The organism is Variovorax sp. Soil_C_17, assembly GCF_057657265.1.
Window position 1 is genome coordinate 1,136,581 of sequence record NZ_JBDGIT010000001.1, and the last position, 23,773, is coordinate 1,160,353.

26 protein-coding genes are annotated in these 23,773 nt (G+C 69.0%); 17 read left to right on the forward strand and 9 right to left on the reverse strand.

Going from position 1 to position 23,773, the window contains the following annotated elements; translation table 11 throughout:
- Positions 1 to 9 precede the first annotated feature (9 nt).
- Together gatA and gatC are read right to left on the reverse strand one after the other, a co-directional pair.
- Complete coding sequence (gene gatA / locus AC3A6Y_RS05410) at positions 10 to 1,500, reverse strand: Asp-tRNA(Asn)/Glu-tRNA(Gln) amidotransferase subunit GatA (RefSeq protein WP_487867194.1); 1,491 nt, start codon at positions 1,498 to 1,500, stop codon at positions 10 to 12.
- Positions 1,497 to 1,796 (reverse strand): Asp-tRNA(Asn)/Glu-tRNA(Gln) amidotransferase subunit GatC, encoded by a 300-nt coding sequence (gatC, locus tag AC3A6Y_RS05415; protein ID WP_487867195.1) that lies wholly within the window; start codon positions 1,794 to 1,796, stop codon positions 1,497 to 1,499. Before gatC ends, gatA begins: the two co-directional genes overlap by 4 nt.
- Before the next feature lie 239 nt (positions 1,797 to 2,035).
- Here gatC and AC3A6Y_RS05420 point away from each other — a divergent pair, with 239 nt between their 5' ends.
- From AC3A6Y_RS05420 to AC3A6Y_RS05440, 5 genes are all read left to right on the forward strand, one after another.
- Positions 2,036 to 3,079: a rod shape-determining protein gene (locus tag AC3A6Y_RS05420; protein ID WP_106560937.1), complete on the forward strand. Its 1,044-nt coding sequence runs from the start codon at positions 2,036 to 2,038 to the stop codon at positions 3,077 to 3,079.
- Between the two features lie 171 nt (positions 3,080 to 3,250).
- Positions 3,251 to 4,261 (forward strand): rod shape-determining protein MreC, encoded by a 1,011-nt coding sequence (gene mreC / locus AC3A6Y_RS05425; protein WP_487867196.1) that lies wholly within the window; start codon positions 3,251 to 3,253, stop codon positions 4,259 to 4,261.
- Complete coding sequence (mreD, locus tag AC3A6Y_RS05430) at positions 4,258 to 4,779, forward strand: rod shape-determining protein MreD (protein ID WP_487867197.1); 522 nt, start codon at positions 4,258 to 4,260, stop codon at positions 4,777 to 4,779. The genes mreC and mreD overlap by 4 nt, the downstream gene beginning before the upstream one ends.
- Before the next feature lie 54 nt (positions 4,780 to 4,833).
- Positions 4,834 to 6,804, forward strand: coding sequence for a penicillin-binding protein 2 (gene mrdA, locus AC3A6Y_RS05435; protein ID WP_487867198.1), 1,971 nt, complete (start codon positions 4,834 to 4,836; stop codon positions 6,802 to 6,804).
- 118 nt (positions 6,805 to 6,922) lie between these two features.
- Positions 6,923 to 8,068, forward strand: coding sequence for an ABC transporter substrate-binding protein (locus AC3A6Y_RS05440; protein WP_487867199.1), 1,146 nt, complete (start codon positions 6,923 to 6,925; stop codon positions 8,066 to 8,068).
- Positions 8,069 to 8,369: 301 nt separating this feature from the next.
- On the opposite strand, the gene AC3A6Y_RS05445 is transcribed toward AC3A6Y_RS05440, so the two are convergent.
- Genes AC3A6Y_RS05445 through AC3A6Y_RS05455 form a run of 3 tightly spaced genes read right to left on the reverse strand, consistent with a single transcriptional unit; the run spans position 8,370 to position 10,617 of the window.
- Positions 8,370 to 10,004 carry a GMC family oxidoreductase gene (locus tag AC3A6Y_RS05445; protein ID WP_487867200.1) on the reverse strand — a complete coding sequence of 545 codons (1,635 nt, stop codon included), beginning with the start codon at positions 10,002 to 10,004 and terminating at the stop codon, positions 8,370 to 8,372.
- Positions 10,001 to 10,306, reverse strand: coding sequence for a type II toxin-antitoxin system RelE/ParE family toxin (locus tag AC3A6Y_RS05450; protein ID WP_487867201.1), 306 nt, complete (start codon positions 10,304 to 10,306; stop codon positions 10,001 to 10,003). The genes AC3A6Y_RS05445 and AC3A6Y_RS05450 overlap by 4 nt, the downstream gene beginning before the upstream one ends.
- The gene (locus AC3A6Y_RS05455) at positions 10,303 to 10,617 is read right to left on the reverse strand and encodes a hypothetical protein (RefSeq protein ID WP_487867202.1); all 315 of its coding nucleotides are present in this window, start codon (positions 10,615 to 10,617) and stop codon (positions 10,303 to 10,305) included. The genes AC3A6Y_RS05450 and AC3A6Y_RS05455 overlap by 4 nt, the downstream gene beginning before the upstream one ends.
- Positions 10,618 to 10,790: 173 nt before the next feature.
- Between AC3A6Y_RS05455 and AC3A6Y_RS05460 the strand changes: the two genes are divergently transcribed.
- The 5 genes from AC3A6Y_RS05460 to AC3A6Y_RS05480 are packed head-to-tail and all read left to right on the forward strand — an operon-like array spanning position 10,791 to position 14,965.
- A complete protein-coding gene (locus tag AC3A6Y_RS05460; protein WP_487867203.1) occupies positions 10,791 to 11,960 on the forward strand; it encodes an MlaE family ABC transporter permease in 1,170 nt (389 codons plus the stop codon).
- Complete coding sequence (locus tag AC3A6Y_RS05465; RefSeq protein ID WP_487867204.1) at positions 11,957 to 12,808, forward strand: ABC transporter ATP-binding protein; 852 nt, start codon at positions 11,957 to 11,959, stop codon at positions 12,806 to 12,808. The genes AC3A6Y_RS05460 and AC3A6Y_RS05465 overlap by 4 nt, the downstream gene beginning before the upstream one ends.
- Before the next feature lie 5 nt (positions 12,809 to 12,813).
- The gene (locus AC3A6Y_RS05470) at positions 12,814 to 13,791 is read left to right on the forward strand and encodes an MlaD family protein (protein WP_487867205.1); all 978 of its coding nucleotides are present in this window, start codon (positions 12,814 to 12,816) and stop codon (positions 13,789 to 13,791) included.
- An 11-nt stretch (positions 13,792 to 13,802) separates the two neighbouring features.
- Positions 13,803 to 14,483, forward strand: a complete 681-nt coding sequence (locus AC3A6Y_RS05475; RefSeq protein ID WP_487867206.1) for an ABC-type transport auxiliary lipoprotein family protein — start codon at positions 13,803 to 13,805, stop codon at positions 14,481 to 14,483.
- Between the two features lie 17 nt (positions 14,484 to 14,500).
- Positions 14,501 to 14,965, forward strand: coding sequence for a metallophosphoesterase family protein (locus AC3A6Y_RS05480; RefSeq protein WP_487867207.1), 465 nt, complete (start codon positions 14,501 to 14,503; stop codon positions 14,963 to 14,965).
- A gap of 6 nt (positions 14,966 to 14,971) precedes the next feature.
- Here AC3A6Y_RS05480 and AC3A6Y_RS05485 read toward each other — a convergent pair whose 3' ends face one another.
- Both AC3A6Y_RS05485 and AC3A6Y_RS05490 read right to left on the reverse strand, forming a co-directional pair.
- Complete coding sequence (locus AC3A6Y_RS05485) at positions 14,972 to 15,628, reverse strand: MarC family protein (protein WP_487867208.1); 657 nt, start codon at positions 15,626 to 15,628, stop codon at positions 14,972 to 14,974.
- Positions 15,629 to 15,704: 76 nt separating this feature from the next.
- Positions 15,705 to 16,451: an SDR family oxidoreductase gene (locus AC3A6Y_RS05490; RefSeq protein WP_487867209.1), complete on the reverse strand. Its 747-nt coding sequence runs from the start codon at positions 16,449 to 16,451 to the stop codon at positions 15,705 to 15,707.
- 73 nt (positions 16,452 to 16,524) lie between these two features.
- On the opposite strand from AC3A6Y_RS05490, the gene AC3A6Y_RS05495 reads away from it, so the two are divergent.
- The 4 genes from AC3A6Y_RS05495 (at position 16,525) to AC3A6Y_RS05510 (ending at position 19,260) form a co-directional block, all read left to right on the forward strand.
- Positions 16,525 to 17,127, forward strand: a complete 603-nt coding sequence (locus tag AC3A6Y_RS05495; protein WP_487867210.1) for a DsbA family protein — start codon at positions 16,525 to 16,527, stop codon at positions 17,125 to 17,127.
- Positions 17,128 to 17,163: 36 nt separating this feature from the next.
- Positions 17,164 to 17,847 (forward strand): dienelactone hydrolase family protein, encoded by a 684-nt coding sequence (locus AC3A6Y_RS05500; RefSeq protein ID WP_487867211.1) that lies wholly within the window; start codon positions 17,164 to 17,166, stop codon positions 17,845 to 17,847.
- A gap of 13 nt (positions 17,848 to 17,860) precedes the next feature.
- Positions 17,861 to 18,733 (forward strand): amidohydrolase family protein, encoded by an 873-nt coding sequence (locus AC3A6Y_RS05505; RefSeq protein WP_487867212.1) that lies wholly within the window; start codon positions 17,861 to 17,863, stop codon positions 18,731 to 18,733.
- Between the two features lie 158 nt (positions 18,734 to 18,891).
- Entirely contained in the window at positions 18,892 to 19,260 is a 369-nt protein-coding gene (locus tag AC3A6Y_RS05510) for a DUF4148 domain-containing protein (protein ID WP_487867213.1), read from the forward strand.
- 61 nt (positions 19,261 to 19,321) lie between these two features.
- Here AC3A6Y_RS05510 and AC3A6Y_RS05515 read toward each other — a convergent pair whose 3' ends face one another.
- Both AC3A6Y_RS05515 and hemB read right to left on the reverse strand, forming a co-directional pair.
- Complete coding sequence (locus AC3A6Y_RS05515; RefSeq protein WP_487867214.1) at positions 19,322 to 20,455, reverse strand: magnesium transporter CorA family protein; 1,134 nt, start codon at positions 20,453 to 20,455, stop codon at positions 19,322 to 19,324.
- A gap of 67 nt (positions 20,456 to 20,522) precedes the next feature.
- The gene (gene hemB, locus AC3A6Y_RS05520) at positions 20,523 to 21,527 is read right to left on the reverse strand and encodes a porphobilinogen synthase (protein WP_487867215.1); all 1,005 of its coding nucleotides are present in this window, start codon (positions 21,525 to 21,527) and stop codon (positions 20,523 to 20,525) included.
- 303 nt (positions 21,528 to 21,830) lie between these two features.
- Between hemB and AC3A6Y_RS05525 the strand changes: the two genes are divergently transcribed.
- The 3 genes from AC3A6Y_RS05525 to AC3A6Y_RS05535 are packed head-to-tail and all read left to right on the forward strand — an operon-like array spanning position 21,831 to position 23,773.
- The gene (locus AC3A6Y_RS05525; RefSeq protein WP_487867216.1) at positions 21,831 to 22,259 is read left to right on the forward strand and encodes a CopD family protein; all 429 of its coding nucleotides are present in this window, start codon (positions 21,831 to 21,833) and stop codon (positions 22,257 to 22,259) included.
- Positions 22,260 to 22,262: 3 nt separating this feature from the next.
- On the forward strand, positions 22,263 to 23,375 hold the full coding sequence (locus AC3A6Y_RS05530; RefSeq protein ID WP_487867217.1) for a VanZ family protein: 1,113 nt from the start codon (positions 22,263 to 22,265) through the stop codon (positions 23,373 to 23,375).
- 44 nt (positions 23,376 to 23,419) lie between these two features.
- Positions 23,420 to 23,773 carry a (2Fe-2S) ferredoxin domain-containing protein gene (locus AC3A6Y_RS05535; protein WP_487867218.1) on the forward strand — a complete coding sequence of 118 codons (354 nt, stop codon included), beginning with the start codon at positions 23,420 to 23,422 and terminating at the stop codon, positions 23,771 to 23,773.

Genomic DNA, 23,773 nt, shown 5'->3' on the forward strand with positions numbered 1-23,773 from the left:
GGGGAGAGCTCATTCAAAGCCCTCCGGCGTGCGCTGGTGCCAGTCGGTCGCCTGCTGGAAGCGGTGCGCGGCGTTCAGCAGCTTCGACTCGCCGAAATAGTTGCCGATCAGCTGCAAGCCGACCGGCATGCCGCCGTCGAAGCCCGCCGGCACGCTCATGCCGGGCAGGCCGGCCAGCGAGGCGGGGAGGGTGAAGATGTCGGCCAGGTAGTCGGCCACCGGATCGCCGCCATGCTCGCCCAGCTTCCACGCGACCGTCGGCGCGGCCGGGCCGGCGATCAGGTCGCACTGCGCGAAAGCCTGCTGGAAGTCGTCGGCGATCATGCGGCGCACCTTCTGCGCCTGCAGGTAATACGCGTCGTAATAGCCGTGCGACAGCACATAGGTGCCGATCATGATGCGGCGCTTGACCTCGTCGCCGAAGCCTTCCTCGCGCGTCTTGGCGTACATGTCGGCCAGATCGCGGTAGTTCTTCGCGCGATGGCCGAACTTGACGCCGTCGAAGCGGCTCAGGTTCGAGCTGGCCTCGGCCGCGGCGATGATGTAGTACACGGGAATGGAGAGCTCGGTGCGCGGCAGCGTGACCGCCACGCGCCGGGCGCCCAGCTTCTCGTACTCGGCCAGCGCGGCCTCGACGGCGGCGCGCACGCCCGGCGCCACGCCCTCGCCCAAGAACTCGCGCGGCACGCCGATGCGCAGGCCTTCGAGCGAATCGCCCAGGGCACGGGTGAAGTCCTCGGCCGGCGCGTCGAGCGAGGTCGAATCGCGCTCCGGGTCGGGGCCACACAGCGCCGAAAGCATCAGGGCGCAGTCCTCGGCCGAGCGGGCGAAGGGGCCGGCCTGGTCCAGGCTGGAGGCGAAGGCCACCATGCCGTAGCGCGAGGCGCGGCCGTAGGTGGGCTTGATGCCGGTCACGCCGCAGAAGGAGGCCGGCTGGCGAATCGAGCCGCCGGTGTCGGTGCCGGTGGCGGCCGGCACCAGGCGCGCGGCCACCGCGACCGCGCTGCCGCCGGAGGAGCCGCCCGGAATGCGCGCGCCGTCCCAGGGGTTGCGCACCGGGACGGCATGGTCGAAGCCCACGGCAGGCACGGCCACGTTCTCGTTGGACGAGCCCATCGCGAATTCGTCGCAGCTGAGCTTGCCGAGGTTGACGGCGCCGGCCTCGGCCAGCTTGCGCACCACGGTGGCGTCGAAGGGCGAGCGGTAGCCGGCCAAAATGCGCGAGCCGGCGGTGGTGGGCAGGTCTGCGGTGGTGAAGATGTCCTTGTGCGCAATCGGTACGCCGGCCAGGGGCGGGGCGTTGCCGGCGGCGAGATGGGCGTCGGCCGCGCGGGCCTGGGCCAGGGCGAGGTCCTCGTCGAGGGCCACGAAGGCGCCGAGGTCCTGGTGTTGCCTGATCCGGGCCAGCTGATGCTGCGCAGCCTCGACCGCCGAGACCTTGCGCTCGCGCAGGGCGCGGGCCATTTCGGCCACGCCCATCTGGTGCAGTTCGCCGCTCATTCGATCACCCTCGGCACCAGGAAGAGCCCGTTCTCGACGGCAGGCGCGCTGCGCTGGTTGAGCTCGCGCCGGTTCGGCTCGCTGGCCACGTCCTCGGCCAGTCGCAGCGTCACGTCCTGGATGGCCGCCACCGGGTGGGAGAGCGGCTCGACGCCGGTGGTGTCGACGGCGCGCATGCGCTCGACCAGCTCGAAGAAACCGTTGATCTGGCCGAGCATGCGTTCGCTCTCGTCCGGCGCGAGTTCCAGCCGGGCGAGCGAGGCGATGCGCGCGATATCTGAAGAAGTGAGGGACATCGGAATGAGCGATGGAAAAGCAGGGCCCCGCGCGTGGCCGAATTGGCGGAAATTGCACGTCGGCGGGGGTCGCCGAAGGCGGGATGCGGAGGGGATTCGGGTATTATCCCGCCTTTGCCGCAACCCCCGCGAACGCGCCGGCATTTGCTGCAAAAACGTCCATCCATCCCGTCTAAAAACGACCCATCAAGAGGGCGACGACATGCCGACGCGCATGCCGTGCTCCAGAGGATTCCAGAATGTTCGGAGCTTTCCGTCGGTACTTCTCGACCGACCTCGCGATCGACCTCGGCACCGCCAACACCCTGATCTTTGCCCGCAACAAGGGCATCGTGCTCGACGAGCCCTCGGTCGTCGCCATCCGCCACGAGGGCGGGCCGCACGGCAAGAAGGTGATCCAGGCGGTGGGCCGCGAAGCCAAGGCCATGCTCGGCAAGGTGCCCGGCAACATCGAGGCCATCCGCCCGATGAAGGACGGCGTGATCGCCGACTTCGTGATCACCGAGCAGATGATCAAGCAGTTCATCAAGATGGTGCACCCGCGTTCGCTGCTCACGCCGAGCCCGCGCATCATCATCTGCGTGCCCTGCGGCTCGACCCAGGTCGAGCGCCGCGCCATCAAGGACGCGGCCGAGGCGGCCGGCGCCACCTCCGTCTACCTGATCGAGGAGCCCATGGCCGCCGCCATCGGCGCCGGACTGCCGGTGTCGGAAGCCAGCGGCTCGATGGTGGTCGACATCGGCGGCGGCACCACCGAGGTGGGCGTGATCTCGCTGGGCGGCATGGTCTACAAGGGCAGCGTGCGGGTCGGCGGCGACCGCTTCGACGAGGCCATCATCAACTACATCCGCCGCAACTACGGCATGCTGATCGGCGAGCCGACGGCCGAAGTCATCAAGAAGAGCATCGGCTCGGCCTACCCCGGCTCCGAGGTCAAGGAGATGGAGGTCAAGGGCCGCAACCTCAGCGAAGGCGTGCCGCGCAGCTTCACCATCAGCAGCAACGAGGTGCTGGAGGCGCTGACCGATCCGCTCAACAACATCGTCTCGGCCGTCAAGAATGCGCTGGAGCAGACCCCGCCCGAGCTGGGCGCCGACATCGCCGAGCGCGGCATGATGCTGACCGGCGGCGGCGCCCTCCTGCGCGACCTCGATCGCCTGCTGGCCGAAGAGACCGGGCTGCCGGTCCTGGTGGCGGAAGACCCCTTGACCTGCGTGGTGCGCGGCTGCGGCATCGCCCTCGAGCGGATGGACCGCCTGGGCAGCATCTTCACCAGCGAATAAATGTTGCTCGCCCCCAGGCCGCGCGCACTCCGTGTCGCGCTCCCCCCGGGGGCGGCGCCGGCGGCCCGGCCCTTCGTCGGGCTCAGGACAGGCTCCTTCGTCGGGCTCAGGACGGGGCGAGGCCGTTCCCGCGGCACCCCCGCAACAGTTCGGCTCGTGGCATAAAGCAGCATGCCGCTCGGCACCCTCGACCGCACTGCGCCGCCCCTGTTCAACCAGGGGCCCTCGGCGCTCAGCAAGCTGATCTTCTTCAGCGCGCTGGCGCTGTTCCTGATGGTGGCCGATGCCCGCTTCAACATCGTGCAGCCGCTGCGCGCCGGGATCGGGGCGGTGCTCTATCCGATCCAGTGGCTGGCCCTGAAGCCGGTGCAACTGGCCCTGGGCGGCGGCCGCTACCTGGAAGACCTGCAGACCGCGCAGGCCAAGGAGGCCGAGGCACGCAAGGCGCTGGCGCTGCAGTCCGAGCGCGCGAGCCAGGCCGACACCCTCGCGCAGGAGAACGCCCGGCTGCGCTCGCTGCTCGAGTTGCGCCAGATCACGCAAACCCCGGGCCGCGCGGCCGAGGTGCTCTACGACGCGGCCGATCCGTATACCCGCAAGCTGGTGATCGACCAGGGCCTGGCCAACGGCATCGCACCCGGCTCGCCGGTGATCGACGAGCACGGTGTGGTGGGCCAGGTCACGCAGGTACAGCCCTTCACCAGCGAGATCACGCTGGTGATCGACCGCGACCTGTCGATCCCGGTGCAGAACGTGCGCACCGGCGCGCGCAGCGTGGCCTTCGGCGATGCCAGTGCCCATGGCGGCGGGCTGGAGCTGCGCTTCACGGCCGCCAACGCCGATGTGCAAGAGGGCGACCTGCTCACCACCAGCGGGGTCGACGGCGTCTACCCGCCGGGGCTGCCGGTGGCGAAGATCGACCGCATCGACCGCCGCGCCGACTCCGCCTTCGCCCGCATCCACTGCCTGCCCATGGCCCATGTGACGGCCGCGCGCTATGTGCTGGTGCTGGCGCCCACCGCCAATCAGATGCCCAAGCCGGCGCCGCCCGCGGCAGCCGACACCAGCGTGGCGGCGAAGAAGAAGGCCGACAAGGCCGGCGCGAAGGGCGACAAGGCCGGGAAAGCCGACAAGCCCGACAAGCCCGCCAAGGCAGAGAAGAAGGAGGGCCGCGCCCCATGATCATGCGCCCCGGCCACCAGCAGCTGCTGCTGCCGGTCAACCCCTTGTTCCTCTGGACCAGCCTGATCGTGGCGCTGCTGATCAACATGGTGCCGCTGGGGCGTGCCGCCTGGCTGCCCGACCTGCTGGCGCTGGCCATCGTCTTCTGGAGCGTGCACCAGCCGGCGCGCATCGGCATCGGCGCGGCCTTCATGTTCGGCCTGCTGATGGACGTGCACCAGACCGCCCTGCTGGGCCAGCATGCCCTGTCCTACACCACGCTGGGCTTCTTCGCGATCATGGTGCACCGCCGGTTGCTCTGGTATCCGCTGCTTTCGCAGGCGCTGCAGGTGTTGCCGCTGTTCGCGATCTCGCATCTGATCGAGGTGGCGATCCGCATGCTCGGCGGCGGCATCTTCCCCGGCTGGGGCTTCCTGGTGGCGCCGGTGGTCGAGGCGTGCCTCTGGCCTTTCGTGACCCTGCTGCTGCTGGCGCCGCAACGGCGCGCCCCCGAACCCGATGCCAACCGGCCCTTGTAACAGCCCGGCCGCCGCCTTGTCCCGCGTCGGCGGTCAGCGTAGGCTTCGCGCGCCATGACCGAACTCCGCAACGTTGCCGCCGACCTCGCGCGCTTCAGGCGCCGCGTGCTGGTGATCGGCCTGGTGGTGCTGGTCGCCTTCGGGCTGCTGTGCGCGCGGCTCTTCTTCCTGCAGGTGGTGCGGCACGAAGACCTGGCGGAGCAGGCCGAGAGCAACCGGACGGCGGTGGTGCCGGTGGTGCCCAACCGCGGCCTCATTCTCGACCGCAACGGCATCGTGCTGGCCTCCAACTACTCGGCCTATACGCTGGAAATCACGCCCTCCAAGGTCGGCAGCCTGGAGGACACCATCGACAGCCTGGGCGAGGTGGTGGAGGTCTCGCAGCGCGACCGCCGCCGCTTCAAGCGCCTGCGCGAGGACTCGCGCAGCTTCGACTCGATTCCGATCCGCACCCGCCTGAGCGACGAAGAGGTCGCCCGCTTTGCCGCCCAGCGCTACCGCTTTCCCGGCGTCGAGATCAAGGCGCGGCTGTTCCGCAACTACCCCAACGGCGAGCTCGCCGCCCACGTGCTCGGCTACATCGGCCGCATCAACCAGCGCGAGAAAACCGCGATCGAGGAGTGGAGCGAGGAGGACCAGGCCAACTACAAGGGCACCGACTACATCGGCAAGCTGGGCATCGAGCAGAGCTACGAGAAGACGCTGCACGGCCACACCGGCGTCGAGCAGATGGAAACCTCCGCCGGCGGCCGGGCGGTGCGCCGCCTGGGCAGCCACCCGGCGACGCCGGGCAACACCGTCCAGCTCTCGATCGACATCAAGCTGCAGAAGCTGATCGAGGACATGTTCGGCGAGCGCCGCGGCGCCCTGGTGGCCATCGACCCCAACTCCGGCGAGATCCTGGCCTTCGTCTCCAAGCCGACCTTCGACCCGAACCTGTTCGTCGAGGGCATCGACGGCGAGAGCTGGGCGGCGCTGAACGAATCCATCGACAAGCCGCTCCTGAACCGCGCGCTGCGCGGCACCTACCCGCCGGGCTCCACCTACAAGCCCTTCATGGCCCTGGCCGCGCTGCAGCTCAACAAGCGCGCGCCCAGCGTGGTGGTCAACGATCCAGGCTTCTACACCTTCGGCGGCCACACTTTCCGAAGTCACGAGGGCGGCCTGGGCGGCGTGGACATGCACCGCGCGATCCAGATGTCGAGCAACACCTACTTCTACTCGCTCGCCGTCGAGATGGGCGTGGACACCATCCACGACTTCATGAAGCCGCTGGGCTTCGGCCAGATCACCGGCATCGACGTGCACGGCGAGGTGCGCGGCCTGCTGCCCAGCACCACCTGGAAGCGCGAGGCCTACAAGCGCCCGGAAATGAAGAAGTGGTACCCGGGCGAAACGGTGTCGCTCGGCATCGGCCAGGGCTACAACAACTTCACCATGCTGCAGCTGGCCGTGGCCCAGGCGACGCTGGCCAATGGCGGCACCAAGTACCGGCCGCACCTGGTGAAGGCCGTCAAGGACACGGTCACCGGCGAGGTCACCGAGCTCGTGCAGCCGCCGGGCGAGAGCCTCGGCTACCAGCGCAAGCACGTCGACCTGGTGCGCAACGCCCTGGTGGCGGTGAACAAGGGCGGCACCGGCACGCGCGTGTTCGCCGGCGCGCCTTACACCTCTGCGGGCAAGACCGGCACGGCCCAGGCCGTGGCGTGGGGCCAGAACACCAAGTACAACGCCAAGGCGCTGGAGGAGCACCAGCGCGACCACTCGCTGTTCGCGGCCTTCGCGCCGGCCGAGGCGCCGAAGATCGCTATCGCCGTCATCGTCGAGAACGCCGGCTTCGGGGCGGCGGCGGCGGCGCCCATCGTGCGCCGGGCGTTCGACTACTGGCTGGCCGACCAGTACCCCAACGAGCAGGACCTGGCGGCCGTGCAGGTCGGCAAGGCCATCGCGCCCATGGGCAAGCCGCGCGTGGCCAGCGAGATGCCCTGGCCGCCCGTCGTGAGCGGCGCCGCGACCGCGCCCTGAACCGCATCGCGGGTTAACCCGGAGTGTTCGAGGGGGATTAGTCCCTCGTGTAGGCTCGCGCCCTTTGTAAACAATCGTTACCAACGATATCGATCCAACACGAGGTCGGAAAGGGTTTATGGACTCCGGGAACCAAGGCGAGCGCCGCTTCGCGCGTTGGCGCGCCGCCTGTGCGGCTGCATTTCTGTCGGCGAGCGCCTCATGGGGCGCGGCGGCCGAGCCCATCGTCGTCGGGCAGGTCGCGCCGTTCACCGGCCCGCAGGCGGTCACCGGCCGGGCCATCCACGCCGGCGCGAAGCTGTACTTCGACGCCATCAATGCCAAGGGCGGCGTGCGTGGCCGGCCGCTCAAGCTGGTGACCCGCGACGACGGGCAGAAGGCGGAGGAGAGCGTGCGCCTGACCCGGGAGATCATCGCCGCCGAATCGCCGGTGGCCTTGATGGGAATGGTAGGCACCACCAACCTGGAAGCCGTCGCCAAGGACGGTGTGCTGGCACAGAAAGGTGTCGCGATGATCGGCGCCGTCTCCGGCGCGAGCAGCGTGGCGCAGGCGCCGGGCATCTACGTGGTGAAGGCGAGCTATCGCGACGAGGTCGCGCGACTGTTCAGCCAACTCGCCGCTGTCGGCGTGCAGCGTGTGGGACTGGTCTACCAGGACGATGGCCTGGGCCAGGATGTGCTGGCCGGCGCCGAGGCGGCCGCCAAGGCCCATGGCATGCAACTGGTGGTGCGCGCCGGCTACCCACGCAACACGGTGGCGGTCGAGAAGGCCGTGGCCGAGATCGCCAAGGCCAAGGTGCAGGTCGTGTTTCTCGGCGCGACCACCGCGGCGGGCATCGAGTTCGTCAAGCAGTACACGGCCGCGGGCGATGCCGGCAGCATGCTTTACGGCCTCTCGATCATCGACACCGACGCGCTGCTCAAGGCGCTCGGGCCCGAACGGGCGCGCGGCTACGCCTTCTCGGTCGTCCTGCCGCAGCAGGGGGACCGCGCCGTGGTGCGCGAGTACCTGCAACTGCGCCAGGCGTCGAAGGACCCGGATCTTTCGGCGCGCTCGATGGAGGGCTTCATCGCCGCCAAGGCGCTGGTCAAGGTGATGGAGGGCGCCGGCACCCTCAGCGCGGCCGGCGTGGGCGCCGCGCTGGCCTCCGCGAAGGCCGTGGACGTCGGCGGCTATGTGCTCGACTTCAGCGCCCGGGGGCAGACGGCCTCGCACTACGTGGACTTCGCGATGTTCGGCGCCAGGGGCAAGCTGGTTCAGTAAGGCGTGGCGCGCGGGCCACGCCCCAGATGGAGGCGCTCTTTGCCCTGTCGGTGCGGAGCTCGGCGAAGGGGCCGCGCCGATCGGCAAAAGAAAAGGCGCCGACCAGCGGCGCCTTGATCAAAAAAACAGCATCTCGTGCGGATGCCTTGTCTATAGCGTGTTCTAGTTCTTCGGCAAGTGTCTCCTCGGTCCCCCGCGCTGCGGGCAGGCCCGTTTGCGAGTGGCTGGACTTTAGGCGGACGCACCGTGCCAGTGCATCGGGGATTACCCGCCGTCTGAAACACCCGGAAACAAGCTGAGGCTACGAGCCGGCGGCGGCCTCGCGAATCCAGCCGGCCGCCTTCTCCGCAATCATCAAGGTGGGGCTGTTGGTGTTGCCGCTGGTGATGACGGGCATGGCGCCCGCATCGACCACGCGCAGCCCGGCAATGCCGCGCACCCGCAGTCGTGAATCCAGCACGGCCATCGGATCACCGTCCGCGCCCATCCGGGTGGTGCCCACCGGGTGGAAGATGGTCGTGGCGATGTCGCCCGCGAGCCGCGCCAGCTCCTCGTCGCTCTGATATTGGAGGCCGGGCCTCCATTCTTCGGGCCGGTACTTCGCCAGCGCGGGCTGGGCCGTGATACGGCGCGTGACACGCAGCGAATCGGCCGCCACCTTGCGGTCCGCCTCGGTGCTCAGGTAGCAGGGTGCGATCGCCGGCGCATCCGAGAAGCGGTGGCTCTTGATCTGCACCGTGCCGCGGCTGGTCGGGTTGAGGTTGCACACGCTCGCGGTAAAGGCCGGAAAGCTGTGCAGCGGCTCGCCGAAAGCGTCGAGCGAGAGCGGCTGCACGTGGTACTGGAGGTTGGGCCATTCGTGCTCGGGCGAGCTGCGGGTGAAGGCGCCGAGCTGCGAGGGAGCCATGCTCATCGGGCCGCTGCGCTTGAGCAGGTATTCGAGGCCGATCCTGGCCTTGCCGTAGTAGGACGAAGCCAGCATGTTGAGCGTGGGCGCGTCCTTGATCTTGTAGACGGCGCGGATCTGCAGGTGGTCTTGCAGGTTGGCGCCGACGCCCGGCGCGTCGAGCATCACCTCGATGCCGTGCCGGCGCAGCAGCTCCGCCGGCCCGATGCCCGAGAGCTGCAGGATCTGCGGCGAGCCGATGCTGCCCGCACACACGATCACCTCGCGCGTCGCGTGGGCGACGACCATCTCGTGGCCGTCCCAAACCTGCACGCCGCTGCAGTGCTTGCGGCCGTCCGGCCCGGTGTCGAGCAGCAGGCGCGACACCTGCGCGCCCGTCCACAGCTCGAAGTTGGGGCGGCCGTAGCAGGTGGGCCGCAGGAAGGCCTTGGCGGTGTTCCAGCGCCAGCCGTTCTTCTGGTTGACCTGGAAGTAGCCCACGCCCTCGTTGCTGCCGCGGTTGAAGTCCGTCGAATGCGGAATGCCGGCCTGCTGTGCCGCCTGGGCGAAGGCATCCAGGACGTCCCAGCGAACGCGCTGGCGCTCGACCCGCCACTCGCCGCCGGCGCCGTGCAGTTCGTCGGCGCCGAGATAGAAGTCCTCGTGCTGCTTGAAGGCCGGCAGCACCTGGTCCCAGCGCCAGGTGTCGTCGCCGGTGAGCGCGGCCCACTGGTCGTAGTCGCGCGACTGGCCGCGCATGTAGATCATGCCGTTGATGGAGGAGGAGCCGCCCAGCGTCTTGCCGCGCGGATAGCGCAGGCTGCGCCCGTTGAGGCCGGCGTCGGGCTCGGTCGTGTAGAGCCAGTCGGTGCGCGGGTTGCCGATGCAGTAGAGGTAGCCCACCGGGATGTGGATCCAGTGGTAGTCGTCCTTGCGGCCGGCCTCGATCAGCAGCACGCGCCGGTTTTTGTCGGCGCTCAGGCGGTTGGCCATCAGCGCGCCGGCGGTGCCGGCGCCGACGATGACGTAGTCGAAGGTGGTGTCGCTCATGGTTGCTTGCTGCCTCCGTAGCCCGCCTCGCGCTGGTGGCGAAGGGCGAGGATTTCCATGCGATGGCCGGCGGGGTTCTCGCGGTACAGCGCGATGTAGCCGGTGCGGCCGCGGGAGATCACCAGTTCGCGCAGGCCTCGCGCGGTCGGCCGCCCGATCGCCGGGTGGCGCTTCAGGACCAGGGCGGCGTCGAAGATGAGCTCTGCGGTTGCCATGGCTGCGGCGCCATCGGTCTGCGCGGGAACGCCGGTCCGGCGATCGAGATCGGCGAGGGCCTGCGCCGAGAAGACGATCGGGCTCACGGTCGGCGCGTCGCGGACTTCGCGCTCGCGGCTTTCAGCGCCCGCGGCCTGCTCGACCTCGATGTGCCGGGGCGAAGCTTCGCCTCGACGTGACGTCGCACCTCGGCCAGGTCGTAGACCGGTCCGCCGGCGTCGATGTCCGCGGCCGCGGCTTCGGCCGATGCTTCGAATCCGGCGCGCGCCTCGAGTCGTTCGATTTCGCTCTCGAGCGTGCTCACCATGAATGCGTGCGTCGAGACCCTGCGCTCGGCGGCGAAATGATGAATGCGTTCTTTCAAGGCGTCGGGCAGCTTGAGGGAGGTGGTGGACATGGCGCCTCCGTGAATCATGGCATGGTGTCACCATGGTAACACCGCGCAAAGCAGCCCCGCGCGGCAGTCCATGGCGCAGCCGCCTACGCCGCCGCGCGGAGATCGGACGTCGCAGCGTCAATCGCCGCGGTTACGATGTCGCGATCTCCGCCCTGCAGAAGCAATCACCCTCCATGCCGATCGAGTCGCCGCCGCCCGCTCACGCGCAAGACGCGCACAGCAGGCGTCCCCGCGTCGAGCAACGCGAGGAGGCCGGCAGTCGCTGGGCGGTCGCCAGCGGTTGCTGGACCGCAATGGCCATGTCTTCCCGGACCAGCTGGGATGCGCTCGAGAAGAGCCTTGCGGGCACACCGGCGCAGGACGGCCGGGCCTGGGACCTGCGCCCGATCGACCAGCTCGACCACATCGGTGCCCAGCTGCTGTGGAACCACTGGCAGCACGCATGGCCGGCGCGGCTGGAGATGGAATCGCAGCACAAGGCCGTGCTCGACCAGGTGGCGCAATACACCTGCCGCCCGCCGGCCGAGCCGGCCAAGACGCTGGCCGAGCGCCTGCACGACTTCGCCCACATCGGCCCGCGCATCATGTTCGTGGCGCGCGACTTCCTGCGCCTGATCGGCCAGCTCACGCTGGACATCGGCAAGCTGCTGCGCGCGCCGCATCGTGCACCGTGGCGTGACTTCTCCGGCCACCTCTATCACTTCGGCGCCACCGCGCTGCCCATCACCGCGCTGGTGGGCCTGCTGATCGGCGTGGTGCTGGCCTACCTGACCTCGCAGCAGCTGCGCCAGTACGGAGGCGAGGCCTTCATCGTCAACATCCTCGGCCTGTCGCTGATCCGCGAACTGGGGCCGGTGCTCGCGGCGGTGCTGATCGCCGGCCGCTCGGGCTCGGCCATCACCGCGCAGATCGGCGTGATGCGGGTGACCGAGGAGCTCGACGCGATGCGCGTGATGGGCATCCCGCACGGCTTCCGCCTGGTCATGCCGCGCGTGCTCGCGCTGGCCATCGCGATGCCGCTGATCAGCATGTGGACCTCGATGGCGGCGCTCTTCGGCGGCATGATCGCGGCCGATCTCACGCTCGGCATCGGGCCGGCCTATTTCGTGACGGCGCTGCCGCGCGCGGTGCCGCTGGCCAACCTGTGGCTGGCGATGGGCAAGTCGGCCGTGTTCGGCGTGCTGATCGCGCTGATCGCCTGCTACTTCGGCATGAAGGTCAAGCCCAACACCGAGAGCCTGGGGCGCGGCACCACCTCCTCGGTGGTGGCATCGATCACGGTCGTGATCCTGGTCGATGCGCTGTTCGCGGTGCTCTTCAAGGGCGTGGGGTTCAGGGCATGAATGGAAGCAACGGCAACGGCGAAGCGGTGGTCGAGATCCGCAAGCTCTGGACCGTGTTCGAGTCGCCCGACGGCGACCAGGTGGTGCACCGCGACCTCGACCTCACGATTTACCGTGGCGAAGTGCTGTCGCTGGTGGGCGGCTCGGGCACCGGCAAGACCGTGCTGCTGCGCCAGATCCTCGGCCTGGAGCATCCCGACAAGGGCGAGGTCTCCGTGCTCGGCCACCCGCCCGGGCGCATGAGCGCCACCGGCGCGGCCCAGGTCGGCATGCTGTTCCAGCACGGCGCGCTGTTCTCGGCTTTCAGCGTGCTCGACAACATCGCCTTTCCGCTGCGCGAGCTCAAGCTGTTGCCGGAGGAGCTGATCCGCGACGCCGCGCTGGTCAAGCTGCAGATGGTCGGCCTGGAGCCGCAGCAAGCGACCAAGAGCCCGGCGGACCTGTCGGGCGGCATGATCAAGCGCGTGGCGCTGGCACGCGCGCTGATCATGGACCCGCCCCTGCTGCTGCTCGACGAACCCACCGCGGGGCTGGACCCCGAGAGCGCCGACGGCTTTTGCGACCTGTTGCGCGGCCTGCACCGCGAGCTCGGGCTCACGGTGGTGATGGTCACGCACGACCTCGACACGCTGTTCGACCTGAGCACCCGCATCGCGGTGCTGGCCGACCAGCGCGTGATCGTCGCCGGCACCGCGCGCGACGTGATCGCCTATCCGCATCCCTTCATCCACGAGTACTTCCTCGGCGGCCGCGGCCAGCGCGCCATGGAGGCCCTGCACGAAGGCGCGCCCTCGGCGCTCGTCGCGGGGCGCCCCGGCGCGCGCCCGGTCCCATCCACTGAAAGGTAGCTGCCATGGAAAACAAGGCCCATGCCATCGCTGCCGGCGCCTTCGTGCTCGGCCTGGCCGCTGCGCTGATCGCGCTGGTGTTCTGGCTCACGCGCGACAACACGGTGCGCAACGTCTACGAACTGTCCACGCGCGACGCCGTCAGCGGCCTCCAGCCGCAGGCCATGGTGCGCTACCGCGGCATCGCCGTCGGCAAGGTGTCGCTGATCGACTTCGACCCCAAGGTCAAGGGCAATGTGCGGGTGCGCATCACGGTCGACCAGCGGGTGCCGCTCACCACCTCCAGCTACGCCACCCTGGCCTACCAGGGCGTGACCGGCCTGGCCTTCATCGCGCTGGACGACAAGGGCGAATCCCAGACGCCGCTGTCGCCCAACAACGACGACCCGCCGCGCATCCCGCTCAAGCCTTCGGTGCTGGCCCAGCTGCAGGAGCGCGGCGAGGCCATCATCGGCCAGATCGAGGAAGTGACGAAGCGTGCGAACACCCTGCTGGGCGACCCCAACCAGAAGCGCATCGCCGATGCGCTGGAGAGCATCGCGCAAGCCACGGCCAGCGCCAACCAGCTCACGCGCTCGCTCGACAACACGGTCAAGAACGGGCTCAACCCGGCGCTGGCAGCGCTGCCGCCGCTGATCGAACGCACCAAGGACACGATGGGGACGGTGAAGGCCGCCGCCAGCGACGTTTCGCGAGTGGCCAACAACGCCAACACCACGGTGACCCGCCTGAACGCCAAGGACGGCCCGGTGGAGCGCCTGAGCGACGGCACCCGCGCGCTGGCGCAGGCAGTCGATTCCTTCAACGCCGCCACCCTGCCGCGCGTGAACCGCGTCGCCGACGACACATCGCGGGCGGTGCGCCGCCTGGGCCGCACGGCCGACAGCATCAACGACAACCCGCAATCGCTGCTCTTCGGCAACGGTGGGGTGGTGGCGGGGCCCGGCGAGCCCGGCTTTTCCGCACCGGCCGCGCGCCCTTGATCGTGACGAACATGAAGAACAACGCACACCCGCATTCGCGGACGCCCGCCCGGCGCCTTCCGATCCTTGCCGTTCTTGCCGCAGGCGCGGCGCTGCTCGCAACGGGCTGCGGCGCGCTGCCCGACAAGCCCGCCCGCGCGACGCTCTACGACTTCGGCCCCAATCTCGCGGCAGCCGCGCCGGCATCGCCGAACCCCGCGGCACTGCCGCCGATCGCGCTGGCCGAGATCGACGCCAGCACGCGACTCGAGGGCACGCAACTGCTCTATCGACTGGGTTACGCCGATTCCAACGAGCTGCGCCCCTACGGCCAGGCGCGCTGGAGCCTGGCGCCGGCCCAGTTGCTGCACCAGCGGCTGCGCGATGCGCTGGCCAGGCGCCGCACGGTGCTCGGCCCGGAGGAGAGCGCCACCATCGCGCGCACCGAAGGCCGGGTGCCCGACACCCTGCGGGTTTCGCTCGAGGAGTTCAGCCACTACTTCGAGTCGCCGGCCTCGAGCGTGGGCCTGGTGCGCTTGCGTGCCACGCTGATCCGAGGCGGCAGCGGCGGCGACCGCGTGCTGGCGCAGCGCAGCTTTGCGCTGCAGCGGCCGGCGCCGAGCGCCGATGCGGCCGGCGGCGTCAAGGGGCTCGCCGCAGCGAGCGATGCGGCGGTGGCCGAGCTCGTGGCCTGGGTGGACCAGGCGCGCTGACACACCCCAGGCCGGCCATGGTCCGCATCGGCCTGATTTCCGACACGCACGGGCTGCTGCGGCCCGAGGCGCTGGCTTTCCTGCAGGGCTGCGATCACATCGTGCATGGCGGCGACATCGGCGAGCCGCGCATCCTCGCGCAACTGGCCGCGCTGGCGCCGCTGACGGCGGTGCGCGGCAACAACGACAAGGGCGCCTGGGCCGGCGCCGTGCCCGCCACCGCGCGGGTGGATCTCGCGGGACTGTGCGTCTACGTGCTCCATGACCTCGCCGAGCTGAAGATCGATCCGGCGGCGGAGGGCGTTCGCGTGGTGGTGTACGGCCATTCGCACCGGCCCAAGGCCGAGGAGCGGGCGGGCGTCTGGTACGTCAATCCCGGCAGCGCCGGACCGCCACGCTTCCGGCTGCCGATCTCGGCGGCCGAGTTGCGCGTGGACGACGGCCTCGTCACGCCGCAGCTCGTCGAGCTGGTGAAGCGCTGACCGCGGTCAGTGCGTGCGCGCCAGCGCCGGGAACAGGGTGGAAAGGCCGTCGGCCATCACCTCCACCGACAACGCCGCGAGGATCAGGCCCATGAGCCGGGTCATCACGTTGATGCCGGTCTTGCCGAGCACCCGCGCGATCGGGTCGGCCAGCGAGAAGATGACGCCGGTCACCAGCCCGACCACGACGCCGTAGCCCACCAGGATCGCGAGCTCCCAGACATGCTGCGTCTTGTCGGCATAGATCACCATCGTCGACATGGTGGCCGGTCCGGTCAAAAGCGGGATGGTCAGCGGCACCACCGCGATCGAGGCGCCCAGCGACGCCTTGATCTCCGCGGCGCGGATCTCCTCCTCGTTGCTCTTCGATTCCGCCGGCTGCGCGTTGAGCATGTTGAGCGAGCTGATCAGCAGCAGCATGCCGCCGCCCACCTGGAAGCTGGCGATCGAGATGCCGAAGAAGGCCAGCAGCTGCAGGCCGAGCAGCGCGCTGATCGCGATCACCACGAAGGCGCTGAAGGCCGACACCCAGGCCGTGCGCTTGCGCTGCGTCTCGGTGTAGCCCTGCGTGTAGTGGATGAAGAAGGGCACGATCGCCAGCGGGTTCACGATGGCCAGCAGCGTGATCATCGGCTTGACCAGGTCCATGGCGGGCGTGGCCATCAATGCCCGCCCGGCCGATCGAAGGCCATTGAGCGACCCCTCGGGGGGCAGCGAACGAAGCGAGCGTGGGGGCCCATCATCGTCCCCCGGTAATGTCCAGGAAGGTGCCGGTGACATAGCTGGCCTCTTCGGTCAGCAGCCAGACGATGCCGTTGGCAACCTCCTGCGCGCTGCCGGTGCGCTTCATCGGCACGGAGGACGCGAGCTGGAAGGCCCGGTCGGGCATGCCGCCCGAGGCGTGGATCTCGGTGTCGATGAGGCCGGGCCGCACCGCGTTGACGCGGATGCCTTCTTCCGCGACCTCCTTGGCCAGGCCGATGGTGAAGCTCTCGATCGCACCCTTGCTCGCCGCGTAATCGACGTACTGGCCCGGCGAGCCCAGGCGCGCCGCGGCGCTGGAGAGGTTGACGATGGCGCCGCCGCTGCCGCCGTGTCTCGTGCTCATGCGCCGCACCGCCTCGCGCGCGCAGACGAAGCTGCCGATCACGTTGATGCGGAGCATGCGCTCGAGCCGCGCCACGGTCATTTCGTCGACGCGCGCCTGCACGTCGACCACGCCGGCGTTGTTGACCAGCGCGCCGAGCGGACCGAACTTGGCGTCGACTTTCTCGAACATCGCCTTCACCTGCGCCTCGTCGCCGACGTCGGCCTGCACGCTCATGGCGCGCCCACCCTGGTCGCGGATCGCGCGCACCACCTCGTCCGCGGCCAGGGAATTGCTGGCATAGTTGACCGCCACCGCGAAGCCGCGCTGCGCGGCGAGCAGCGCAGTCGCGGCGCCGATGCCGCGGCTGCCGCCCGTGATCAAGAGCACCTGTTCCAAATCCCGCCTCCTGCACGAAAGCCGTGCCTCAGTTAAAACCGTCGACGTCGATTACATCATCGAGGAGAGGCCCGTGACCCGCAGCGTCGATTACTACTTCACGCCCCAGAGTCCCTGGACCTACCTGGGGCACGCGCGCTTTGCCGCGATCGCCAAGGCCGCCGGCGCCACCGTGCGCGTGCGGCCGGTCGATTTCGGCGCCATCTTCCCCGTCTCCGGCGGCTTGCCGCTGGGCAAGCGCGCCCCGCAGCGCCAGGCCTACCGGCTGGTCGACCTGGCACGCTTCTCGCGGCACCTGGACATTCCCCTCAACCCGACGCCGAAGTTCTTCCCGGTCGCGGGCGACGACGCCGCCAAGCTGATCATCGCGGTCGACCTGCACGACGGCTGCGAGGCCGCGATGAAACTGTGCGGCGCGGTCTTCGCCTCGGTCTGGGTGAAGGAGTGCAACATCGCTGACCCGAAGGTGCTGGAGGCGCTGGCCGCCGAATGCGGACTCGCTGCCAAGCGCATCGAGCAGTCGCAGAGCCAGACCGTGCAGGAGCGCTACGAGGATTACACGCAGCAGGCCATCGACGCCAAGGTATTCGGCGCACCCAGCTACGTGATCGACGGCGAGATCTTCTGGGGCCAGGACCGGCTGGATTTCGTCGCGCGCGCTCTGAACGCGCATTGAACAACACCCCCCACTCACCATGACAGGAGCATGACCATGGGCCAATTCATCGATCTCACCGCCAAGGATGGCTTCAGCTTTCCCGCCTACGTGGCAGAACCCGCGGGCAAGCCCAAGGCCGCGGTGGTCGTCGTGCCGGAGATCTTCGGCGTCAACTCGCACATCCGCTCGGTGGCCGACGGCTATGCGGCCGAGGGCTATCTCGCCGTCGCGCCATCGACCTTCCACCGCGTCAAGCCGGGCGTCGAGCTCGGCTACAGCGAGGAGGACATGAAGGCGGGCTTCGCGCTGAAGACCGCCGTCGAGGCGCTGCCGGCGCCCGGCGTGCTGCAGGACATCCAGGCCGCGGTCGAGTACGCGGCCCGGGGCGGCAAGGTGGGCATCGTGGGCTACTGCTGGGGCGGCCTGTTGACCTGGCGTGCCTCGGCGAAGGTATCGGGCCTGTCGGCCGCGGCGCCCTATTACGGCGGCGGCATGACCACGCCGGAAGAAAGCGCCATCAGCCCCAAGGTGCCGGTGCTGGCGCATTTCGGCAACAACGATCACTGGATTCCGCTGGACACCATCGAAGCGTTCAAGAAGGCACACCCCGAGGTGGAGGTGCATGTCTACGAATCGGGCCACGGCTTCAACTGCGACCAGCGCGGCTCGTACAACGCCGAGGCGGCCAAGCTGGCACGCGAGCGCACGCTGGCCTTCTTCGCCAAGCACCTGGGTTGAGGAGGGTATCCCCGTGCGTGTTGCCGTGGCCCTGCTCGCGGCTCTTGCATGTCTCGGGGTGCAAGCGGCCGACTACAGCGGACCCCTGTTCGACACGCACCTGCACTACAACCAGGAAGCCTGGGACGGAAACACAGGCCCCTATCCGCCGGCCGAGGCGCTGGCGCGGATGCAGCGCAACGGCGTGAAGGCCATCATTGCCAACTCGCGGCCCAATGCGGGCACGCAGACGCTGGCGGCAGCGCGCGAGACGCGCGAAGCCGGCGTCACGGTGGTGCCTTTCGTGCGGCTCTACCGCAATCGCGACGACTACGGCAACTGGTTTCGCGACGAGAGCATCCACGACATGGTGCAGTCCGAGCTGGCCCGCGGCACGGCCGGCGGGCCATACCGCGGACTGGGCGAATTCCATCTCTACGACAGCGCGAACGCCAACGGCCCGGTGGCGCGCAAGCTGATCGTGCTGGCCGAGCAAAAGAAGCTGGCCGTGCTCGCGCATGTGGACGATGCGGCGATCGACCTGCTGATGGCGCATGCGCCGTCGAAGGGGCAATCGCTGCGGCTGATCTGGGCGCATACCGGCATCGGCGGGCCGCCGGTGGCGCGGGTGCAGGCACTGCTGGAGCGCTACCCGCTGCTGATGGGCGAGCTCTCCTATCGGCCGGGCCTGACTTGCGAGGGCGGCATGCTCTGCCCCGAATGGCGAGCGTTGATCCTCAAGTTTCCCGATCGCTTCGTGGTCGGCTCCGACACCTGGGTCAACCAGCGCTGGAGCGCCTACGACGAGATCATGGGCGCTTACCGCCGCTGGCTCGGCGAGTTGCCGCCGGAGGTGGCGCAGCGCATTGCCTGGGGCAACGCGGCGGGGCTGTTCGGATTGCGCTGAGCGGCCGTGGTGCGCGGCGCCGGATTGTTTCGATCCAGGAAACGCCGTGTCTCTTTTCCAAGTTATTTCTCGAGGGTCTTCGACCGGACACTTCGTCGCACAGGCCAGCCTACGCGAGCCTGGTTTGAAACCGCCTCCGACGAACCCAAGGACCCGAAATGAAGACTTCTCACATCCTCGCCGCCGCCGCGCTCTCCTTTCTGGCCGCCGCCGGTGCCCATGCGGAAACCTACCAAGGCGTGCAAGCGCCGGTGTCCGCGGTGAGCCGCGCCGACGTCGAAGCCGAAGCCGCTCGCACGGCTTCTGCCCCCAACCAGAACGTGGTGCGCGGCTCGCGCGGCGCGGAGCCCTTCAAGGCGGTCGCCAACCGCGACGCCGTCTACGCCCAGGCGGTTGCCACCGCCAATGCGCCGGACCAGAACGTGACCGGCGGCTCGCGCGTCAACAGCCGCGTGATCTCGACCATGCCCAACCGCGCCGACACGTTGCAGCAAGCGCAGAAGCAAGTCGCTCCTGCGGCCAAGTAATCCGCACCGGCCCTTCGGAAGAACCGGGCAGCGCGCGAGCGCTGCCCGGTTTTCTTTTGGCCTATCGGTTCCTCGCGAGAAAGCGCTTGCGCCAGAACACGACGACAAGCAGCAGTGCGATCGAGGCCATCGCACCCATGGCGATCCAGAAGCCGCTGGCCTTGTGCACCAGCGGGACGAACTCGAAGTTCATGCCGAAGATGCCGGCGATGAGGTTCAGCGGGAGGAAGACCGCGGTGAGCACCGTGAGCACCCGCATGATGTCGTTGGTGCGGTGGCTCTGCACGCTGAAATGCAGCTGCACCGCGGTCTCGGCGTTCTGCTCGAGCCGCCGCACGTGATGCACCACGCGCTGGATGTGCTCGAGCACATCGCGGCTGCGCACCATGATCAGCTCGCGATCGCGCGACTCGGCCGTGCCCTCGGGCGCCGGCAGGGTCTCGAAGGCATCGATCCAGTCCTGCACCGCGGCGCGCTGGTCCTCGCAGATCTCGTCCAGGTGGTGCAGCGCCTGCCGCGCCTGCATCAGCGCGCTCCAGTTGGTGAAGTGGCTGCGGGGGTCGATCAGCTCGGCCTGCCAGTGGTCCAGCTGCCGGGTCAGGTCGCGGCGCAGGTCCAGGTAGGCGTCGACGATCAGGTTGATCACGCGCAGCATCAGGTCGGCAGGACTCGCCGGCATGCGGGTCGAGACGGCGCGCACGTCGAGCGCGGGCGGCGCGGTGCCGCCGCGCGCATCGGGCGTCCCCGCGTTCAGCAGGCGGGCGGCGAATGCGTCGCGCACCGCGCCCTCTTCCGGATGCACCGACAGCAGCACGCGGTCGAAGACCGCGAAGCCGACCGGCCGGGTGTCGATTCGCCGCAGCACCGGCGGCCCGCCGCGCGGCAGGCCGGACTCGGCGCCTGCCGAGCCCGCGCCATTGCCGGCGGCGAGCCGGCGAAACACCAGCATGTCGTACTGGGAGGTGTAGTCGTAGCGAGACGGCAGCTGGTCGTTGAGCAGGTCTGCCACGTGAAGGTCGACCAGGTGCGTGCCGCAGAGCGCTTGCAGGGTGCCTTGCACCTCGGCGAGCGTGCTGCGCAGTTCGTCGCGCGTGAGCGACAGCCATAGATAGCCCGCACAGGCGCCGGGCGCGGCCATCGGCGCCAGAGCCGGATGCTCGGTGACGCGGGTGCCGCTGATCTCGAAGATGCGCATGCAGACGGTCCTGTTGTTCTTCTGGAGAGAGGCGGCCCGCGCCCGGGGGCCGTCCTGAAGCCGCGGCCTAGCGCTTGGGCAACAGGCGCGCGGCGTCGAGCGCGAAGTAGGTGAGTACGCCGTCGGCGCCGGCGCGCTTGAAGGCCAGCAGGCTCTCGAGCATCACGGCATCGTGGTCCAGCCAGCCGTTCTGCGCCGCGGCCTTGAGCATCGCGTACTCGCCGCTGACCTGGTAGGCGAAGGTCGGTACGCGAAATTCATCCTTCACGCGGCGCACGATATCCAGGTAGGGCATGCCGGGCTTCACCATCACCATGTCCGCGCCTTCCGCGATGTCGAGGCCGACCTCGCGCAGCGCCTCGTCGCTGTTGCCCGGGTCCATCTGGTAGACCTTCTTGTTGCTCTTGCCGAGGTTGGCGGCCGAGCCCACGGCGTCGCGGAACGGGCCGTAAAAGGCGCTCGCGTACTTGGCGCTGTAGGCCATGATCCGGGTGTGGATCCGGCCGGCCGATTCGAGGGCGCCGCGGATCGCGCCGATGCGGCCGTCCATCATGTCGCTGGGTGCCACGATGTCGACGCCGGCCTCCGCCTGCACCAGCGCCTGCTTCACCAGCACCTCGACGGTCGGGTCGTTGAGGATGTAGCCGGTTTCGTCGAGCAGGCCGTCCTGGCCGTGGCTGGTGTAGGGGTCCAGCGCGACGTCGGTCATCACGCCCAATTCGGGGAAGCGCGCTTTGAGCTGCGCCACCACCCGCGGAATCAAGCCATCGGGGTTGAAGGCCTCGTCGCCGGCCGGGGTCTTGAGGCCGGCGTCGATCACCGGGAACAGCGCCATCACCGGAATGCCCAGCGAGAGGCATTGCTCGGCCACCGGCAGCAGCAGGTCCAGGCTGAGCCGCTCGACCCCGGGCATGGACGACACGGCATCGCGCCGCTTCTCGCCTTCCTGCACGAACACCGGATAAATGAGATCGTGGGTGTTGAGCGTGTGCTCACGTACCAGGTTTCGCGTGAAGACGTCCCGGCGCAGCCGGCGCGGCCGGCCCGAAGGGAAGGGGGCGTGGAGGGTCATGCCGAAAATTGTGCCCCAAGTGCATTTGCGCCACGGTGAAAGCTGAGGATTGCTCGATTTAGTAATACCTTTGGGCTACCGAATCTACAAAAATGCGGCAGAAAATTTAGAACTCGCTTGATCGTACGTAATGCCTTTGCTAAATTCCGCGGTGGGCGGCTTGCCGCTCCCCGCTTTTCCTCCCTGAGCGGGTGCCTTGATGTGTGACAGCAAAAGGGCTTCCCAGCCCGGCGTTTTGGCGCCGGGCTTTTTTTTGCCCTGGCGGTCGGCCGGTCTGCGAAAGGGCCCCACTAAACTGCCGCCATGCTCTGGGTCAAGTCACTGCACATCGTGTTCATCGCCAGCTGGTTCGCGGGGCTGTTCTACCTGCCGCGCATCTTCGTGAACCTGGCCATGGTGGCGCCGGAGTCGGTGGCCGAGCGCGCCCGGCTGATCCTGATGGCGCGCAAGCTGTTCCGCTTCACCACCTTTCTGGCCGTGCCGGCGATCGGCTTCGGCCTCTGGCTCTGGCTGGGCTATGGCATCGGGCGCGGTCCCGGCAACGGCTGGATGCATGCGAAGCTGGCCCTGGTACTGGGGGTTGTCGGCTACCACCATGGGTGCGGGGTGCTGCTGCGCAAGTTCGTGGCTGGACAGGACCGGCGCGGCGAGGGCTGGTACCGCTGGTTCAACGAGGCGCCGGTCTTGCTGCTGCTGGCGATCGTGGTGCTGGTCGTGGTCAAGCCCTTCTGAGCGGTGGCCACGCAGCAGCACAAGTCCGCGGCCCTGCCCCTGGCCTTTGCCTATGCGGCGCTGATCGTCTACGCCAGCCTCTATCCCTTCGCCGACTGGCGCGACCAGGGCATCGCCCCATGGTCCTACCTGGCGGCGCCCTGGCCCAAATACTGGACCGGCTTCGACTTCGGCGTGAACGTGGCCGGGTACCTGCCCCTGGGCTTCCTGGCGGCGATCGCCGTGTTGCGCACGCAGCCCGGCATCGGAGGGGTGCGTGCGGCGCTGGCCGCGACAGTGATCGGCGCCGCCGTCGCCTTCGTCATGGAGACGCTGCAGAGCTATCTGCCGGCACGCATTCCGTCGAATGTGGACCTGGGTCTCAACAGTCTCGGCGCGCTGGCAGGCGCCGTGCTGGCGGCAGCGCTCGAGCGTCTGGGCGCGGTGGCGCACTGGCATCGCACCCGCTCGAACTGGTTCGTGGAGGATTCGCGCGGCGCGCTGGTGCTGCTGGCCCTGTGGCCGATCGCCTTGCTATTCCCGGCCGCGGTCACCTTCGGGCTGGGCCAGGTGTTCGAGCGTCTCGAGGCCGCCATCTCCGAGTGGCTGCTGGACACGCCCTTCATCGACTGGATGCCGGTGCGCCAGTTCGAGCTGGAGCCGCTGGTGCCGGGCGTCGAGCTGCTGTGCGTGGCGCTGGGCGCGCTGGTGCCCTGCCTGCTGGCATTCCTGGTGACGCGGGCAGTCGCGCGCCGGGCCGTGTTGATGCCGCTGGTTCTGCTGAGCGGAGTGGCGGCTTCCGCGCTCTCGGCGGCGCTGAGCTATGGGCCCGAACACGCCTGGGCCTGGCTGAGCCTGCCGGTGCAAGTCGGCATTGCGGCCGCGTTCTTCTTCGGCGTGCTGCTGTTGCCTGCGTCGCGCCGCCTGTGCGCAGCCCTGCTGCTGGTCGCGCTCGTGGTGCACCTGAGCCTGCTCAATCAGGCACCGGAAAGCGCCTATTTCGCCCAGACCCTGGCCACCTGGGAGCAGGGGCGCTTCATCCGCTTCCACGGACTGGCGCAATGGCTGGGGTGGCTCTGGCCCTTCGCGACGTTGGTCTACGTGCTGGCGGCCTTGTCGCGTCGCGCCCGGGCCTAGCCCCTTTGCGGAGCGCGGAGGCGGGTGCTCAATAGAATCAGCCGATGCCCACCTCCAGCACTGCGCCGCCGCGCGGCTATTACGGCCGCCACATCTTCTTCTGCCTAAACGAGCGCAAGAACGGCGAGGAGTCCTGCTCGCAACACAACGCGCAGCAAGGCTTCGACCGATGCAAGAAGCGCGTCAAGGAGGCGGGGCTGGCCGGACCGGGCCATGTGCGGGTCAACAAGGCCGGCTGCCTCGACCGATGCGCGGGCGGGCCGGTCGCGGTGGTCTACCCCGAAGCGGTCTGGTACACCTTCGTCGACGAGGAGGACATCGACGAGATCGTCGATTCGCACCTGCGCGACGGCAAGGTGGTCGAGCGCCTGCTGTTGCCGCCCGACGTGGGGCGCTGA

What these genes read in the sequence shown, in the direction of transcription:
- AC3A6Y_RS05500 (WP_487867211.1), top strand. Translation starts at nt 17,164, where the DNA reads ATGGGCCAATTCATCGATCTCACCGCCAAGGATGGCTTCAGCTTTCCC.
- gatA (WP_487867194.1), bottom strand. Translation starts at nt 1,500, where the DNA reads ATGAGCGGCGAACTGCACCAGATGGGCGTGGCCGAAATGGCCCGCGCC.
- AC3A6Y_RS05460 (WP_487867203.1), top strand. Translation starts at nt 10,791, where the DNA reads ATGCCGATCGAGTCGCCGCCGCCCGCTCACGCGCAAGACGCGCACAGC.
- hemB (WP_487867215.1), bottom strand. Translation starts at nt 21,527, where the DNA reads ATGACCCTCCACGCCCCCTTCCCTTCGGGCCGGCCGCGCCGGCTGCGC.
- AC3A6Y_RS05515 (WP_487867214.1), bottom strand. Translation starts at nt 20,455, where the DNA reads ATGCGCATCTTCGAGATCAGCGGCACCCGCGTCACCGAGCATCCGGCT.
- AC3A6Y_RS05525 (WP_487867216.1), top strand. Translation starts at nt 21,831, where the DNA reads ATGCTCTGGGTCAAGTCACTGCACATCGTGTTCATCGCCAGCTGGTTC.
- AC3A6Y_RS05445 (WP_487867200.1), bottom strand. Translation starts at nt 10,004, where the DNA reads ATGAGCGACACCACCTTCGACTACGTCATCGTCGGCGCCGGCACCGCC.
- mreC (WP_487867196.1), top strand. Translation starts at nt 3,251, where the DNA reads ATGCCGCTCGGCACCCTCGACCGCACTGCGCCGCCCCTGTTCAACCAG.
- AC3A6Y_RS05480 (WP_487867207.1), top strand. Translation starts at nt 14,501, where the DNA reads ATGGTCCGCATCGGCCTGATTTCCGACACGCACGGGCTGCTGCGGCCC.
- AC3A6Y_RS05455 (WP_487867202.1), bottom strand. Translation starts at nt 10,617, where the DNA reads ATGTCCACCACCTCCCTCAAGCTGCCCGACGCCTTGAAAGAACGCATT.
- AC3A6Y_RS05510 (WP_487867213.1), top strand. Translation starts at nt 18,892, where the DNA reads ATGAAGACTTCTCACATCCTCGCCGCCGCCGCGCTCTCCTTTCTGGCC.
- AC3A6Y_RS05470 (WP_487867205.1), top strand. Translation starts at nt 12,814, where the DNA reads ATGGAAAACAAGGCCCATGCCATCGCTGCCGGCGCCTTCGTGCTCGGC.
- AC3A6Y_RS05475 (WP_487867206.1), top strand. Translation starts at nt 13,803, where the DNA reads ATGAAGAACAACGCACACCCGCATTCGCGGACGCCCGCCCGGCGCCTT.
- AC3A6Y_RS05440 (WP_487867199.1), top strand. Translation starts at nt 6,923, where the DNA reads ATGGACTCCGGGAACCAAGGCGAGCGCCGCTTCGCGCGTTGGCGCGCC.
- AC3A6Y_RS05485 (WP_487867208.1), bottom strand. Translation starts at nt 15,628, where the DNA reads ATGGCCACGCCCGCCATGGACCTGGTCAAGCCGATGATCACGCTGCTG.
- AC3A6Y_RS05465 (WP_487867204.1), top strand. Translation starts at nt 11,957, where the DNA reads ATGAATGGAAGCAACGGCAACGGCGAAGCGGTGGTCGAGATCCGCAAG.
- gatC (WP_487867195.1), bottom strand. Translation starts at nt 1,796, where the DNA reads ATGTCCCTCACTTCTTCAGATATCGCGCGCATCGCCTCGCTCGCCCGG.
- mrdA (WP_487867198.1), top strand. Translation starts at nt 4,834, where the DNA reads ATGACCGAACTCCGCAACGTTGCCGCCGACCTCGCGCGCTTCAGGCGC.
- AC3A6Y_RS05420 (WP_106560937.1), top strand. Translation starts at nt 2,036, where the DNA reads ATGTTCGGAGCTTTCCGTCGGTACTTCTCGACCGACCTCGCGATCGAC.
- AC3A6Y_RS05535 (WP_487867218.1), top strand. Translation starts at nt 23,420, where the DNA reads ATGCCCACCTCCAGCACTGCGCCGCCGCGCGGCTATTACGGCCGCCAC.
- mreD (WP_487867197.1), top strand. Translation starts at nt 4,258, where the DNA reads ATGATCATGCGCCCCGGCCACCAGCAGCTGCTGCTGCCGGTCAACCCC.